Source organism: Paenibacillus sp. JT31N17 (assembly GCF_056269255.1).
Genome location: NZ_JBWDNP010000020.1, coordinates 16562 through 32559 on the forward strand (window position 1 = coordinate 16562; position 15998 = coordinate 32559).

Genomic DNA, 15998 nt, shown 5'->3' on the forward strand with positions numbered 1-15998 from the left:
TGGGCTACGTGCGCTCATTACGCGGACCGTCAGCTTTTCACCGCGCCCAGCGTCATGCCCTTCACGAAATACCGCTGCAGGAAGGGATAAACCAGCACGATGGGCAGCGTTGCCACCATGGTGGCCGCCATCCGGATCGTATCCGGGGAGACCGCCAGCCGCTTGGCGGAATCCGCCGTCTTCTGCGCATCCGATACCATGCTGCCGGTCTGGTATTGATTGAGAATTTTGACCAGCACGGCCTGCAGCGTCTTCAGGCTGGACTTGTACGTGAAGACATAGGAATCGAACCAGGCATTCCAGTGTCCAATGGCTGTGAACAGGGCAATCGTAGCCAGCACCGGCATCGTCAGCGGCAAAATGATTTTGATAAACGTCTGCACGTCGTTGGCTCCGTCGATTTTGGCCGATTCGTCCAGTTCCTTGGGCAGCTGCTCGATGAAGGTCCGCACAAGAATCATATAGAACACATTCATCAGTCCCGGGGCGATATAGACCCAGAACGTGTCGATCAGATGCAGGCTTTTCAGAACCATATAATATGGAATAAGGCCGCCGCCAAAATACATCGTGAAGATAAAATAAAGCGTAATGGGCCTGCGCATGAACAGATCGCGCTTGCTTAACGGGTAAGACAGCAGACTGATGACCAGCACCGTAAGCGGCGTTCCGATGACCGTCCGCGCCACCGTCACGACGATGGCATTCAGAATCTCGGAATCGGTCAGAATTTGCTTGTAGCTGGTAAAGGAGAACTCTCTGGGCCAGAAGTAGATGCCGCCTTTAATCGTATCGGACGCGCTGTTGACCGACAAAACTAATATGTTCCAAAACGGATAGAAGGTCGCAAACAGCACAACCAGCAAGAAGAGATAAACAACCGAGATATAGACCCTGTCTCCCATGCTTTTGCTTTCCATGCTTGTACTCCTTTCTCTGCCGGGCGGCAAGTACGGGTATCCTCCCATATCGTTCGTGTTCAAGAGGATCTTTCAAGAGATTCCCGTAGATTTAAAACAGCGACTGATCGTTGACCCGCTTGGCAATATTGTTCACCATCAGCACCAGCATAAAAGCGACAACGGATTTGAACAGCCCCACAGCCGCGCCATAGGAGAACATGCTGTTCTGCAATCCATACCGGTACGTGTAGGTATCGATAACATCCGAATACTGGAGGATCGTATCGTTCTGCAGCAGATACTGCTGGTCGAATCCCGCATTCAGCACGCCGCCCACCGCAAGAATCATCAGAATGACGATAGTCGGCCGCAAAGACGGCAGCGTAATATGCAGCATCAGGCGCCACCTGCTTCCTCCGTCCACTCTGCCCGCTTCATACAGCTCCGGATTGATGGAAGCAATCGCAGCCAAATACATGATGGCGTTGAAGCCCATATCCTTCCAGGTGTTGGAGGAAGCGATAATCCACCAGAAGTAATGCCCGTTCTGGAAAAAAGCGATCGGCTCGTTCGTCACATGGAGCAGCACAAGCACCTTGTTCAGGAGACCGTCCGAAGCGAGCAGGGTCACGATAATATTCGCGGCGATGACCCAGGAGATGAAATGCGGCAGATAGGACACGGTCTGCACCACCCGTTTGAAAGCCCGCTGCCTCACCTCGTTGATTGCCAGCGCCAGAATAATCGGTGCCGGAAAGCCGAGCAGCAGGCTGAGCAGGCTCTGGGCCAGCGTATTTCGCAGAATAATGCGGAAGTCGCCGTTATTCAGAAAATATTCAAACCACTGCAGCCCCACAAAGTCGCTGTGGAAGAACGAGCCGAAGAAGGAAGCGCCTCCCGGCTGGTAATTAATGAACGCCATGTACAGTCCGAACATCGGGCCGTACGAGAACAGCAGCGTGCAGATAAACGCGGGCAAAATCATCAGCCACAGCCACTTTTGCTGCCGCAAGCGCTTCCATGAACGTCCTCGCGTTTGGGGTGGTTTGCCCGGCATTTGTGCGTCCGCGTAGGCTCTCATGCCAATTCCTCCTTTTGTGCCAAGTCGCATTCGCCCTTGAAGTACCCTCATTATAAATTCAGCAGCGGGGAGGATTATATGCCAGAATTCTCCGATTCATAGTCCAAAATAACGGAATTCCAGCCGGATGATTGTTGAAATGCGTCAGACCGACTACAATAAAGTTCAGCTGTTATCCTATTCCTGCGGCAAAGGACGTGGTCTTCCCTTGTATAAGATTCTGCTTGTTGACGATGAGAAAATGGAATTGCAAGCGCTTACTGACTGTGTTCCCTGGTCGGATATGGATATCCGCGTGGTTGGAACGGCAAAGAACGGCCGCGAGGCTCTGGAGCTTACGCAGCAGCTCTTGCCTGACATCATTCTGACGGATGTCCGGATGCCCATTATGGACGGACTGGAATTTGCCAGACGCGCCAAAGGGCTGCACAAGCAGATATCCGTCGTATTCTTAAGCGGGCATGACGAGTTTCAATATATTAAAAGCGCCCTTGCGGTGGAAGCGACCGGCTATCTGCTGAAGCCTGTCGATCTCGATGAGCTTGCCCAGCTGATGGAGAAGGTGAAGCTCAAATGCCAGGAGGCCAGGCTGGCCGCCCGTTCGGAGTCGCTGGCGAAGGAGAAGCTGCTGCGCGAGCTGCTGCTGGAGGAATCGGAGCAGGGCCGGGCGCAGCTTGCCCGCCAGCTTGCCGAGCTCGACCGCAGGCTGCCGCTCAGGTGGAGGTACGCGGCAGTCTATTTGCAAACCGCCGGGATCTCTCCCTCTGAACTGGCGGCGCCCTCTGCAGGACCGGACGTCCTGGGGCCGCTTGAGCGCAGCGTCCGTGTTTCCATTCGCAGCCAGCTCCAGGCCATGGGATTTGCGGGCGAGCTGATCGACTGGGGATATGGCGCTTTCGTCGCCCTGCTCCCCGTTTCTTTGCTTGACGGGGATCCGGAGCCGCTGCGGCAGCTCCAGAAGACAATCGGCGAGGAATTCCCGCTCGCCCTGACCATCGGGCTGTCCCGTCCGGGCGAACGGCTGGAGGATGCGGGGGAACTGGTGAAGGAAGCCCGCAGCGCATCAGGGCAAAGCTTCTATTACGGCAGCGGAGCGCTGCTGTCCGCAGAGGAGCTCCGTGGCACGGTCATGGGGGAGGTCGAGATCGGCGGCAGCCTCGAGACGCTGCGGCGCCTGATCGGCCTGATGCTGCCGGATGAAGCGGAATTGGAGATTAAGCGCTTCACCGCCGATCTGAGGGAGCGCCATATTCACCCCCAGCTTGCCCGCAGCGCCGCCGTCCGGCTGGTTACGGCTGTCGAGCAGCATTTTGCCGGAGCCCTCAAGGAGCAGCACCGCCCCTTCAACAGCGAGTGGATCATCATGAACGACTGCGGCACGCTGGAAGAAATTGAGGCACATATTCTCCACGTATGCAGTACGCTTGCTATGGCGCTGGCAGACAAGGATAAGGACCGGCACCAGCATGTGGCCAGGCATGTGCAGGAGATTATCGACCGCTCCTACTCGACTTCCCTTACCGTCGAAGAGATTGCCAAAGAAGTATATCTGTCGCCGAATTATATCCGGTCGATCTTCAAGGACAAGACCGGCAAGACGATTCTCGAGGCGATTACAGACCGCAGAATGGAGCGGGCTTCCATGCTGCTCTCGGACAAATCGCTCAAAATCCATGAGGTCGCAAGCAGGGTCGGCTACGAGAATGTTTCCTATTTCTGCTCGGTTTTCCAACGGACCACCGGGATGACGCCGAATCATTACCGTAAACAAATTTGAGGAGGAATGCTTCTTGCTCCGCGGGCTTCAGCGCGTCCTTACCCGGCCTTTTCTGAATATTCGCTTTCGCAACAAGCTGTTCGCCGTCTTCGCGCTGGTTGCGGTCGCACCGCTCCTATTCTTCGCCTTCTATTCCTATGGAACGATGAAAGCCGAGCTGACCCGGCAGACGTATGCCTCCATGGCGGTCACGACCGACCAGATCAGCGCCAACCTGAGAACGAAGCTGGACGCTTACGCCAAGGTCTCGTCTTCCTTATATCTGGACCCGCGCCTGCGCGATATTCTGATTCAAACCTATTCCAGCGAGAGCTCGCTTATCGACGCCTATTCCTATATCAACAGCACCTTCAAGAATATACTTACCACCAATAACGAGATTATGAGCATGACCATCTATACGCATAATGAAACCATTCCGGCGGATAACGTGTTCCTGCGCAAAGCGGATGAGAAGATGAGGCGCAGCCCGTGGTACGAGCCTGTCAGCAAATCCTACGGAAGCGTCACATTCACCGTCATGACGGCGACCAATCCGCCTGACGATAAGGTTGTAAAGGGAATCGAGGAGCGCAAGCCAGCCCGGGTCGTACTCGCGCGTCTGCTCGATAACAACAGCCTCAATTATCCCTACGGCTATTTGACCATGGAGATCCCGGAGGCCGATATTTACGCACTGATTGAGAAAGAAAACAAGAATAAGGAGCTGTTCATCGTCTCCGAGGAGGGTGCAATTGTCTCTGCCCGCGACAAGACGCTTCTCAATCAGCCGCTGGCCGGGCTTGTTCAGGGGAATTGGAGCGCGGAGCCCGATGGCAGCTTCATGGGGCATTACAAGGGGGAGCGCGTATATGTGGTCTACAACAGCATCGGCAGCGGATGGAAGACGGTCTCTATCGTCTCCTACGACAGCCTGATTAAAAACGTCAAACTGGCTTTTTCCCGGTTGTTCACGCTGGCTGTTTTCATCGTCGGGCTCGCCATACTGCTCATCTATCTGACGGCGCGGTTAATTACCAAACGCATCGAGACGCTGCTCCAGCTGACCCGCCGCATTGAACGTGAGGACTTCAGCATGCCTGACACGTTCATGGGCCATGACGAGGTCGGACAGCTGGCCTTCGCCATGCTGAAGATGTCCCGCCGCCTGAAGGAAATGATCACCGTTGTCTACAAGAAGGAAATCGCCAAGAAGGAAGCGGAGATGAGCATGCTGCAGGCGCAGATCAATCCCCACTTTCTGTACAACACGCTGGCCTCCATTTCCGCTCTAGCGATGCTTAGCGAGGATGCCCGGATTCACAGGATGGTGACAAATCTGGGCAAATTCTACCGGATTTCCCTGAACAAAGGAAAGACGATCATCAGCTTTGGCGAGGAGCTGAAGCTGACCCAGGCCTATGTAGCCATACAGCAGCTGCGGTTCGAGGGAATGCTCAATATTCACTATGATATCGACGAAACGGTATCGCCTTACCCGGTTGTCAAGCTCGCGCTGCAGCCCTTCATCGAGAACTCCATCAACCATGCCATTTGGGACGACGAGGCGCCGCTCAACATTATCATCCGGGCCAGGACGCAGGGCGGCACGCTTGTGCTGGAGGTGATAGACGATGGCATGGGCATGCGTCCGGAGAGACTTGCTTTCGTGCGCGGCGGCGGGAATGAGGAGGACAAATCCGGATACGGTATCCGCAACGTCGACCGCCGCATCCGGATGACGTTCGGCGAACGCTACGGCGTGCATATCTTCAGCCGTCTCGGTATCGGCACGACCGTGCAGATCCGCATTCCCGTCAGCGGGCCGTTGTAGCAGCGGACAGAGCGGGCAGCTTCCAGCGCGATGCGGACCTGCATGACCGTGCAGAACTGCAACCGAAAAAACCTTGCTGCACGCTGAATCAACGGCCAACTCGGCCCAATCGACAGCTCCAGCAGGGTAAAACCTCCTTACACGCACCATACCCTCGGGTTTTGCCGCTGCAACCCGGAAAAACCTTGCTGCACGCTTATTCAACGGTCAACTTGGCCCAATCGACAGCTCCAGCAAGGTAAAGCCTGCTTACGCGCACCATACCCTCGGGTTTCGCCACTGCAACCCGAAAAAACCTTGCTGCATCGCCGCTGAAGACAGCGCCAACCGGTTCTCTTGATGCTCCCCCTTGATAAACTATGCTATTATATTCATATCTTCAAAAGTTTATCGGGTGAAGGAGCAGGGCTGCAATGAATCACCACCAGAATATCCAACAATTTAAAGCCGATTTCTATAAAGCGCTGGCTCATCCCATGAGAATCCGGATTCTGGAAGCCTTAAGCGAAGGAAATAAAAACGTAAACGAGCTGCAGAGCATTCTGGGCTCGGAGGGTTCCGCCGTATCCCAGCAATTGTCGGTGCTGCGGAATAAAAATGTGGTTTATGGCATTAAGGATGGCACCTCGGTCATCTATTCCTTAAGAGATCCGCTGATCAAGGATCTGCTCGCCGTGACGAAGCGGATTTTTGACAACCATCTTGTGGATGCCATCTCGCTGCTGGAGGATATTCGAAAAGAGACTTGACCGACAGAACAAGGGCATTCCTGAGCATGATTCAGGATACCCTTGTTTTTTTGTTTCTTTCCATTCCCTTTCGTAAAAAGCAGCGGAATTTCATGTTTGACAGCATCTCTCCACAAGGAGTACCATTCATCCTGTATATATTCAAATAATCAAATATATGAAGAAAAGAAGGTATCAGGATGAGATGGTCAGGAAGGTTCGAGGGCTATCATGCAGCCGCCCTCCGCAAGGATCTTGTTTCAGGTCTGATTGTGGGCATAATCGCCATTCCGCTGGGGATGGCGTTTGCTATTGCCGCTGGCGTCAAGCCGGAGTACGGCATCTATACGACCATTGTCGCCGGTATCATCATTTCCTTGTGCGGCGGCTCCAAATTTCAGATTGGAGGTCCAACCGGCGCCTTTATCCCCATCCTTTTCGCCATTGTCATGCAGTATGGCTATGAGGATTTGCTCCTCGCCGGTTTCATGGCCGGGATGATTCTTGTGCTCATGGGAATATTCAAGCTTGGCGCGCTCATCCGTTACATCCCCCGGCCTGTGACCATCGGCTTTACCACGGGGATCGCGGTTATTATATTCAGCGGGCAGATCGCCAATTTTCTGGGCCTGAGCGGGATCGCAAAACATGAGAATTTCGTGCCGAACATGAAGGAAATCGTCCTGCATTTGGGGACTGTCAATCTTTACAGCGTCCTGACGGCGGCGATTTGCCTGGCGGTGCTCCTGCTTGCGCCCAAATGGATGCCGAAGGTTCCGGCTTCCCTGTTGGGCATTCTTATCTCCACGGTCATTGCGGCTGTATGCTTCCCCGGACATGTCGCGACCATCGGCTCCTCCTTCGGGGCCATCCCGAGTGCGCTGCCTCAGTTTCATTTGCCGGACATGTCATGGGGTCGGATAGAAGCTCTGCTCCGGCCGGCCTTTATTATCGCGATGCTCGGAAGCATCGAGTCGCTGCTGTCGGCAGTCGTTGCCGACGGCATGACCGGCAGCCGCCATAACAGCAATCGCGAGCTGATCGGGCAAGGAATTGCCAATATGATTACCCCGCTGTTCGGGGGCATTCCGGCAACCGGGGCCATTGCCCGGACGGCGACCAATATCCGAAGCGGAGCCGCATCCCCTTTCTCCGGCGTTGTGCACGGCATTGTCGTGCTGCTGGTTCTTGTTTTATTCGCCCCCTACGCCTCGGAAATTCCACTGGCCAGCATGGCCCCCATTCTGATGCTGGTGGCGTGGAATATGAGCGAGCGGCATGAATTCGCCCATGTCCTCCGGACAAGAACAAGTGATTCCCTCGTTCTTGCCCTTACTTTTGCGCTGACCGTATTTACGGATTTGACAACCGCCGTTGAGGTGGGGCTCCTGCTGGCCGTCATTCTCTTCGTGAAGCGGATGAGCCAGAATCTGGACGTTTCCAAGATGCTGCCAGACCCGCTCGCCAGGCACGGGAAGGTGAAGGCCTATATGGTGTCGGATGGCCATGACTGCCCCCAAATCAGCATTTACACGGTAGATGGTCCACTCTTCTTCGGCGCCGCCCATTTATTCGAAGAGTCGCTCACGGCGGGTATGGAGGCAGGGCCCCGGATCCTGCTTCTGCGCATGGGCAAGGTCCCTTTTATGGATACGACCGGCGAATATAATCTGGCCCGCCTGGTGAGCCGGTTCGAGCGTTCGGGCGGCCGGGTGCTTTTGTCGGGGACCCGTCCGCAGCCTATGAAGCTGTTGGAGAAGACCGGTCTGGCCGCGCGAATCGGCGCCACTCATCTATTCCGTCATACGGGTGAAGCGATTGATTATGCCTTGACCCAACTGGATGCCGGCAGATGTGTGGGCTGCAGCCATTTTGCTTTTCGTGAATGCGGCAAATTATCGCAAGGAGGCGGCATAGCTGTTATTGAGCGGTCACATGAGCTAAAATAAGGGGTAGCCGCACACCAAGAGAGGAGCTATTTTCTCATGTTTGATGACGGAAAGCGAAGCGAACGCCCCAAATTGAAAGTGATTCATTTTGATAAAGACAAGCAATCGCTCATTGAGACTGAACAACCCAAAATGACATTCGACGACGTAGGCGGGCTCGAAGAGGTCAAGCAGAATATCCGCATGAATTTTGTGCTGCCGCTGCAGCAGCCCGAAATGTTCGAGGCCTTCGGCAAGCAGGCCGGCGGAAGCCTGCTGCTCTACGGTCCTCCCGGCTGCGGCAAAACCTTCCTCGCCCGCGCGGTTGCCGGCGAAATCAACGCGAACTTCATCCATCTCGAGCTTCAAGCCATTTTATCCATGTATATCGGCGAAAGCGAGCATAATCTGCATGATCTGTTCGAGAGAGCCCGGCAGGAGAAGCCCTGCGTGCTGTTCATTGATGAGCTCGACGCTCTCGGCGGCAGCCGGCACCAGATGCGGCAGCATCACGAGCGGATGCTGGTCAATCAGCTGCTGCTGGAGCTGGATGGACTGGAATCGTTTAATGATCAGGTATTCGTTATTGGAGCGACGAACACGCCCTGGTATCTGGATACCGCTCTCCGCCGTCCCGGCCGCTTCAACCAGCTTTCCTTCGTCTCGCCGCCAGGCGCTGAAGAGCGCGCCACCATTCTCCAGCTGAAGACAGCCGGCAAGCCGCAGCAGGAGCTTGATATCCGCAAGCTTGCCGGGCAGACGACCCATTTCTCCGGTGCGGATCTGAACCAGCTGGTCGACGATGCCACGCAGCTTGCGCTGCACCGGTCCCTGAAGGCGGGCAGCATTCAGCCGATAACCAGCGAGGATATGATACAAAGTCTGAAAAGCCGCAAGCCGACCACCCTGGAGTGGTTCCAGACGGCCAAGAATTACGCCACCTTCAGTGATTCCAACAAAGATTATCAGGTCGTCCTTGATTATATGAAGCAGCACCGGCTTCGCTGACGGGAGGTGCAGACGCTGTGCAGCCTTATCGAATGCAAACGCAAACCCTTCAGAAAATCAACCAGCTGGTCGCTTGGGAGCGCTATAAGGAAGCGCTGACCGAAGCCGAGGATTGGGTCCGAAGTGCTCCGGATGATTCCGTGGCGCTCGGCATGCTGGCCTTCGTCTACCAGTTTACCGATACCGGCAAAGCTCTCCATTGGTGCGAAGAGGCCTTGAAGCGCGACCCCGAATTCGAGCTCCCTTGGCGGATCATGCTCGTCATTGCCTACGAACGCAGGGAGTGGAAGAAATTCCTGCAGGTGAGCTCCGAGATGCTGCGGATGTTTCCGGAGGAAGATTATATTTACCGGCTGAAGGGGCAGTATCTGATTATGCATGGCAAGTATGAGGAGGCCCGCGTCCTGCTGGAGCAGGCCATCGCCCTTCATCATTCGGCGATTAACTACGCCGTTTATGCCTATACTCTTGCCTTAACAGGCAAGCATGATGCCTCGAGGGATTCAGAGACGACCGCTCTGCGGGAAGAACCGGAGAATATCGAGGTGCTTCTGTACACGGGCTGGGCTGCGGATCGACGCGGCGAGCACAAACAGGCGGTAGAACGGATGAATGCCGCCGTCCGACTTGACCCCGATAATAAACAGTCGCGCACCGAATATCTGGAAATGCTCCAGAAATCCTATTGGTTCTACCGCATCCTGCTGCTGCCCCGGTTTGTGACCCGATTGAAGAGATGGCAGCTGCTTCTTCTGTGGTTCATTGCTTTTGTGCTGTTCAAGCCGCTGATTCTGCTGCTCATCCTGCTGCATGTTCTCTCTTACTGGACCAGCAAGTGGCTTGTTCATCTCAAGGTGTTTGGCTTCCGCCGGTCTCCCTCGTAGCGGGGAAAATGACATTGAGGCAAATGGAAGGCCCGGTCAAAGGCATTAGCTGCCATTTGACCGGGCCTTTCATTCTGGCTATGAGGTTTTTCTTCTCGCCACTTCAATGAATTCCGCAATTGTAGCGCTCTTGATCGGTTTGCTCATATAGGCGTCCATGCCGGCGGCCAGGCACTTCTCCTGATCGCCCTTCAGTGCATTTGCCGTGACCGCAATAATATAGGGGCAGCTCTCCGGCGGCAGCGTTCTCTTGATCATTTCCGCCGCTTCCAGCCCGTTCATGACCGGCATCTGCACATCCATAAAAATAATATCATAGCTGCCTGCCCCCGCCATTTGGACAACCTCGCTGCCATTAACCGCTATGCTTGTCAGGTGACCCTGCGATTCAAGCATTTTCTGCAAGACCAGCTGATTGACCTTATTGTCTTCAGCAATCAGGATGTTCAGAGACTGCTGGGTGCTTCCCTGCGCATTTCCCTCCGGTTCGGCCCCCTGCAGCTGAAAGGAGGTCTGCTGCCCGGCCTTGCGCAGCCGTACGGTAAAAGCAAAAACAGTCCCCTGCGCCTCAGCCTGCTCGACCCAGATGTCCCCGCCCAATAGTCCGATAAGCTTCTTGCTGATCGCAAGTCCCAGTCCCGTTCCTTCGGTTTTTCGGATCATGAAATCATCCACCCGGTAGAAGGGCTCGAACAAATGATTGATTTTCTCCTGCGGGATTCCGATCCCCGTATCCTTGATCACAAATTTAAGCCGGACCTCATCGTCATCGTCCGTCAATCTTTCAATGGAAACCGCGATGCTGCCGTAATCCGTAAATTTAACAGCATTCCCGATGAGATTCATCAGCACCTGCTTGAGCCGCTCGGGATCGCCAATCAGTGTCTCTGGCCATTTGTTCCTGAAGTGGGTGTGGATTTCGAGATTCTTCTCCTGGGCTCTGGGCAGCAGGATGCCGAGTGTTTCATTCAGGCAGTCCATAATATTGAAGGGGATCTCCAGCATTTCCGTCCTGCCTGATTCAATTTTTGAAAAATCCAGAATATCATTGATGATATTGAGCAGGGTATTGCCGCTTTTGCTGATGATTTGGACATACTCCTGCTGCTTCTCATCCAGACTGGTGGATTCCAGAAGAAGATCGGTCATCCCAATCACTCCGTTCATCGGCGTGCGGATTTCATGGCTCATCATGGCCAGAAATTCACTTTTGGCTTTATTCGTGTTCTCAGCCGCCTCCTTGGCGATCAGCAGCTTCCTCTGCTCCGTAATGTCCTTCGCAATAATATACCAGCCCACATTCTTCTTATTAATGATGATCGGCGCCAATGTCGTCAGAACCTCGGTACTGTGGCCATCTTTATGATTAAAGGCATTAATTTGCCGTTCGGCCATTATATCGTCAGAGAGGATGCCGCTTAATTTGTCGGCGCCGATAAAGACGGATACCTTCATGCCGATCATCTCTTGAATGCTGTACCCGGTAAGCTTCTCGGCCATGGCATTGGTATTGATAATATTGCCGTCCAAATCAAGAGAAAGCACGGCATCATGGTTATATTTCTTTAATGATGTATATCGTTCAATGCTTTCCTGCAGCTTCAGTTCTATCTTTTTGCTCTCTGTAATATCCTGGGTGATCCCGTTCATCTTGACAGGCGCTCCGCTCTCGTCGAAAGTAACCGATACGCGCGTATTCAAGTATTTGACCGATCCGTCAGGCTGCAGACTGCGGAACTCCGCACTATAGCTGTCGCTTTTCCTAGCTTCCAGCAGATGTTTGGGAATCAGCTCCCGGTCCTCCGGATGAATCAGCGATAACAGATCGTCAGGCAAACGGCCGATGTCCAGGTTCAATATCCTGTAAAGCTGGTCGGAAAACCTGATTTCCTGCTGGATGATATCCCAGTCCCAGCTGCCAAGAGCTGCAATGCGCTGAGCCTCCGCCAAATTTTCCTCGGTGTTCTTCCTCTCGGAGATGTCCCGGCTGATTCCAAAAATATTCCGGATCCGGCCCTGCTCGTTCCTGATTATGGTCGTTGTGGTTTCAAACCACAGGTAATGGCCGTCCTTGTGGCGGATCCGGTAGGTGAATATGCCATTATCCGCAAAAGGCGAGGCCTGGATCGATTCCAGATCCTGCGGGTGATAGAGTTCAATATTGCTTTGTCCTACTACTTCTTCCGGCTCGTAGCCAAGCAGCTCACGGACCGATGGAGAACAGTATTGAATGATGCCGTCCGAATTGCTGCAGCTGATAATATCCCATGCATGTTCAGTTATCAGCCTGTACAACTCCCCGGCCTCCATTATTCCTTGTTCAGCGGCTTGGGCTTTACTCCGGGATGTTTCCTGAATATAGCATAAAATATATAAAGGCTTATTATCCCTCTCGTCTCCTGCGAGTGACAGCTGCGTGGAGGTCCAGACCGTACTGCCGCCGCGCGTTCTATATCGTTTCCCCATTTCGAATACAGTCGAATCCCCTTCGAGCAGCGTCCGGATTCCCAACGCTTCCGTCTCTATGTCGTCCGGATGGGCGATATCCGCAGAAGTGAGTCCTGTCAACTCGTTTTCCGTGTAACCGGTGAGACTGCAGAAGGCAGGATTGACCTTGAGCCACTTTCCGCCGATGGACATCACTGCTACACCTATTGGCGCATGGGTATGGATTTGTTCGAATAACGCAACATGATCGATTTGCACCTTCTGCATCCCAAGCTCCCCCCCGCGATCCATTTCCATTCTATAATTTCGTTTCACCATATTGTTATAAACAGAACCATCGCCTCACCCGCAAAACAACAAAAAACGCCCAGCCTATTTCTCTTATTCGATCTTAAACGGTTATATTCCTTGCCATTTGATGGGCAGATTTATTTCCCTGTTTTCCTGTAAGCGCACCTTCAGGCCCGGCTGTTTCCATCCATCCTGTGGCGATGAAGCATATCCCTCTGAAATACCAGCAGCGTAGCGTATGATGGAATTTCAATCTTCCCTGCATCAAAAAAAACCTGTCCACGAAGGACAGGCTCCTTGCCGCATTACCGCTTCCTATTCGCTCAGCCGCTTCTGTCTCTCCGCGCTGTAATGAAAGATCATCCGGATTAGCGGCGGCACCGCGAAAAAGATGAAAAATGTGCGGAATAGCTGGTAACCGGCCACCATCGAAAGATCAGCATTGATCTCGTGGGCGATAATGCCCATCTGGTCCATTCCCCCGGGAGCCAGGCTCAGCAGCCCCGTCGAGATAGAGATGGGCTCAAGCTTGGTGAGAAGAAAACTGAGACCGCAGGCCCCGATCAACAGCAGGACGCCCCCTCCAACAGCAAGGGTCAATGTGCGCAGCTTGCTCGGCAGCTGGCCCGGCTTCAGCAGCAGGCCGACATACGTTCCGATCAGCAGCTGAGCGGCATTAATGAGCGGCGAAGGAAGCAGGGGGCCGTCAAGGCCGGCGAACTGGAGAATGGCTGTTGCGATAGCCGGCCCCAGCAGGAAAGCTGTCGGAAATTTGATTCTATTCCCCGCTATCGCGCATACCGTGCAGGCAGCCGCAAATAGAAGCAGATTCGGAAACAGTCCGCTCCAGCTTGCCAAGGCAGCAGACACTGGCCCCCCGCCGGAAACTGCTGCATGCGTCTGTCCCATGATGGAGCTGAAGATGATCACCGGAATGCACAGCACAATCATCATCAGCCGGATAACCTGCGTGACCGTCACGATTGTAATGTTGACGCCCTCTGTCTCCTCCGCCAGGGCGATAACCTGCGTCAGCCCTCCCGGGATGCAGCCCAGCAGCGCCGTCTTGTAATTAATGCCGGACAGCTTGCATACGAGCCAGGCAATGCCTGCGCACAAAGCCAGAAGCAGCACCGTCATCAGCAGCATGACCGGAAGCTGATGGTACATCTGGCGCAGCGCCGCGGCGGTCAGGGACAAGCCGATCGTGTAGCCGACGATAATCATCCCCGTATTCCGGAAGAAGCCGGGCCATGCGTAACGCTCCTTCATCAGATTCGAGCCGATCAGGACGGCGATCATCGGCCCGAGCAGCCAGGGGATCGGGATATGCAGCAGCTTGAACAGCAGCCCTCCGGCAGCAGCGGTAATGAATGCGGTTAATATTCGTGAACGGTTGCTTTTATTCATGTTATGTACCCCGCCTGTCTGTAATATCATGCAAAAAACCACCGCCTGTTCCTGCGCGATGGTTTTAAATATGTCCGTATACCAGAAACCGCGAAACGATTCAAAACCTTACTGGCATCATAACAAAGAGACAGCTCATCCGTCCAGTATGATAGAATGAGACAGTAGATGATTACTGACAACCGGGCTGCGGCAAGCCCGCTGGCCAACGGTTGCAGTATGGGGACAGGAGAACCGAAGAGATGCCGCAAAATGATCTCGCACATGCCCGGCAGCCGGAGAGACTCCGAAAGCCGGGTGTGAGAGCAAGAAATAAAGCTAAACGCCGCAGAATGTTGATGTGGTTAATTTTAGCAGCAACTGCCGTTAGCTTGTGGAAAGGAACTGAAATAGTTGAGCGGTTATGGCCCTCGCCAGCGCCGGAGGTGACCTCGCTGCATCCCATCGTTGCAGCCAAACAGGCTAACCTGATCGCGGCAGCCGCAAAAATCGGAATTACGATTCTGATTACGGACGGCCTTCGTACGAACGAGGAGCAGAATGCGCTGTACCGGCAGGGACGGGGCAGCAGCGGACAGGTCGTAACGAATGTGAAGGGCGGGGAGTCCTACCACAATTATGGTCTGGCGATCGATTTTGCCCTGCGCACCAAGGATAACGACGTGATCTGGGATCTGGAGTATGACGGGAACGGCAGCGGCCGCCCTGATTGGCTGGAAGTGGTGGACATCGCCAAGGGGCTTGGCTTCACCTGGGGAGGAGATTGGGAGGAATTCCGGGATTATCCGCATCTGCAAATGGATTTCGGCTACTCCATTCAGGAGCTGAGAAGGGGCGGGCGGCCGCCCCAGGAATGAATAAGGCTGCTTGAACCCGATGAGCGCCGCCACGGTGACGAACGAAACGGTCTCGCATGGCGGAACATGATCAATCTGCGCCCCGCTTCAGCATCAGACGGCTTTCTGTATTTCGATGCCCATATAGGCGGCGAAATCCGTTAATTCTGATCTTCCCGCTTCGATGCTGTCCGTTAATCCGGCATAGACATCCAGGCATTGCTGAATTAACGGGTGATATGCGCCGGGAAGCGTCTTTATCCCCCAGTCTCCGCCTTCTTTCTTGGAGGATATGACGTCTTCCTGGAGAAAGTACAATACTCTGCAGAGGTTCAAGGTCATGTATACCGGGTTTTCCACGATATGCTCGTAAGCGTTCTCAATATCATAAAGAATGGATGCCACATAATACTGGCGCCCGACAGGCTGAAACAACGCTCGAAGCGGCTGGCCGTACAATGCCGTTCCCCGATCATAAGCAACCGCATACTGTGCGGCCAGATCATAATCCCCGTAATCGCTGCAGCTGTAGTTTTCATCCGTTTGATACTTTTCCCGGTGGAATTCAGAGTAATGGAGGTCTACGGGAGTGGGGTAAACAAAGTCTGTCAGCTCCGATTCCAGGACAACACTCAGCTCGATTCCGCCTGCACCGGGCAGCTCATCGTTAAGGGCTAATATCTTCCGCACGATCTGTTTGCGATTCTCCACGGTCAGCTTCTTCCTGGCAACCACCAGCAGATCGATGTCGCTGCGGCCCGGGTTAAAGCATCCCATAGCCAGTGAACCGTGCAAATAAACGCCTGTCAGATTATCTTTCATGGCTTCTTTAAACAGCGCTGCGATCCTGTTCAGATCATACGGCATATCCACCTGGATCCCTCCCTAGCCC

At 54.1% G+C, this 15998-nt stretch carries 12 protein-coding genes; 7 read left to right on the forward strand and 5 right to left on the reverse strand.

Going from position 1 to position 15998, the window contains the following annotated elements; genetic code table 11:
- Nucleotides 1-29 precede the first annotated feature (29 nt).
- Nucleotides 30-920, reverse strand: a complete 891-nt coding sequence (locus tag AC0YOB_RS34175; protein WP_210046239.1) for a carbohydrate ABC transporter permease — start codon at nt 918-920, stop codon at nt 30-32.
- 91 nt (nt 921-1011) lie between these two features.
- Nucleotides 1012-1983 carry an ABC transporter permease gene (locus AC0YOB_RS34180; protein ID WP_475771936.1) on the reverse strand — a complete coding sequence of 324 codons (972 nt, stop codon included), beginning with the start codon at nt 1981-1983 and terminating at the stop codon, nt 1012-1014.
- Nucleotides 1984-2110: 127 nt separating this feature from the next.
- Between AC0YOB_RS34180 and AC0YOB_RS34185 the strand changes: the two genes are divergently transcribed.
- From AC0YOB_RS34185 to AC0YOB_RS34210, 6 genes are all read left to right on the forward strand, one after another.
- Nucleotides 2111-3760: a response regulator gene (locus AC0YOB_RS34185; RefSeq protein WP_475796579.1), complete on the forward strand. Its 1650-nt coding sequence runs from the start codon at nt 2111-2113 to the stop codon at nt 3758-3760.
- 13 nt (nt 3761-3773) lie between these two features.
- On the forward strand, nt 3774-5573 hold the full coding sequence (locus tag AC0YOB_RS34190; RefSeq protein WP_475796580.1) for a sensor histidine kinase: 1800 nt from the start codon (nt 3774-3776) through the stop codon (nt 5571-5573).
- A gap of 413 nt (nt 5574-5986) precedes the next feature.
- Nucleotides 5987-6322, forward strand: a complete 336-nt coding sequence (locus AC0YOB_RS34195) for an ArsR/SmtB family transcription factor (protein ID WP_475796581.1) — start codon at nt 5987-5989, stop codon at nt 6320-6322.
- A gap of 179 nt (nt 6323-6501) precedes the next feature.
- Nucleotides 6502-8250, forward strand: coding sequence for a SulP family inorganic anion transporter (locus AC0YOB_RS34200; protein ID WP_475796582.1), 1749 nt, complete (start codon nt 6502-6504; stop codon nt 8248-8250).
- A 36-nt stretch (nt 8251-8286) separates the two neighbouring features.
- Nucleotides 8287-9237 (forward strand): ATP-binding protein, encoded by a 951-nt coding sequence (locus AC0YOB_RS34205; protein WP_475796583.1) that lies wholly within the window; start codon nt 8287-8289, stop codon nt 9235-9237.
- A gap of 17 nt (nt 9238-9254) precedes the next feature.
- Complete coding sequence (locus AC0YOB_RS34210) at nt 9255-10121, forward strand: tetratricopeptide repeat protein (RefSeq protein ID WP_475796584.1); 867 nt, start codon at nt 9255-9257, stop codon at nt 10119-10121.
- Between the two features lie 78 nt (nt 10122-10199).
- Here AC0YOB_RS34210 and AC0YOB_RS34215 read toward each other — a convergent pair whose 3' ends face one another.
- On the reverse strand, nt 10200-12836 hold the full coding sequence (locus AC0YOB_RS34215) for a PAS domain S-box protein (RefSeq protein ID WP_475796585.1): 2637 nt from the start codon (nt 12834-12836) through the stop codon (nt 10200-10202).
- Between the two features lie 339 nt (nt 12837-13175).
- Nucleotides 13176-14270, reverse strand: coding sequence for an AbrB family transcriptional regulator (locus tag AC0YOB_RS34220; RefSeq protein WP_475796586.1), 1095 nt, complete (start codon nt 14268-14270; stop codon nt 13176-13178).
- Nucleotides 14271-14512: 242 nt separating this feature from the next.
- Here AC0YOB_RS34220 and AC0YOB_RS34225 point away from each other — a divergent pair, with 242 nt between their 5' ends.
- Entirely contained in the window at nt 14513-15127 is a 615-nt protein-coding gene (locus AC0YOB_RS34225) for a M15 family metallopeptidase (RefSeq protein ID WP_475796587.1), read from the forward strand.
- Between the two features lie 93 nt (nt 15128-15220).
- On the opposite strand, the gene AC0YOB_RS34230 is transcribed toward AC0YOB_RS34225, so the two are convergent.
- On the reverse strand, nt 15221-15973 hold the full coding sequence (locus AC0YOB_RS34230; protein ID WP_475796645.1) for an aminoglycoside adenylyltransferase domain-containing protein: 753 nt from the start codon (nt 15971-15973) through the stop codon (nt 15221-15223).
- Nucleotides 15974-15998: the final 25 nt, after the last annotated feature.

Coding starts and splice junctions, on each gene's coding strand:
- AC0YOB_RS34175 (WP_210046239.1), bottom strand. CDS start 920: ATGGAAAGCAAAAGCATGGGAGACAGGGTCTATATCTCGGTTGTTTAT.
- AC0YOB_RS34180 (WP_475771936.1), bottom strand. CDS start 1,983: ATGAGAGCCTACGCGGACGCACAAATGCCGGGCAAACCACCCCAAACG.
- AC0YOB_RS34185 (WP_475796579.1), top strand. CDS start 2,111: ATGATTGTTGAAATGCGTCAGACCGACTACAATAAAGTTCAGCTGTTA.
- AC0YOB_RS34195 (WP_475796581.1), top strand. CDS start 5,987: ATGAATCACCACCAGAATATCCAACAATTTAAAGCCGATTTCTATAAA.
- AC0YOB_RS34200 (WP_475796582.1), top strand. CDS start 6,502: ATGAGATGGTCAGGAAGGTTCGAGGGCTATCATGCAGCCGCCCTCCGC.
- AC0YOB_RS34205 (WP_475796583.1), top strand. CDS start 8,287: ATGTTTGATGACGGAAAGCGAAGCGAACGCCCCAAATTGAAAGTGATT.
- AC0YOB_RS34215 (WP_475796585.1), bottom strand. CDS start 12,836: ATGCAGAAGGTGCAAATCGATCATGTTGCGTTATTCGAACAAATCCAT.
- AC0YOB_RS34220 (WP_475796586.1), bottom strand. CDS start 14,270: ATGAATAAAAGCAACCGTTCACGAATATTAACCGCATTCATTACCGCT.
- AC0YOB_RS34225 (WP_475796587.1), top strand. CDS start 14,513: ATGCCGCAAAATGATCTCGCACATGCCCGGCAGCCGGAGAGACTCCGA.
- AC0YOB_RS34230 (WP_475796645.1), bottom strand. CDS start 15,973: ATGCCGTATGATCTGAACAGGATCGCAGCGCTGTTTAAAGAAGCCATG.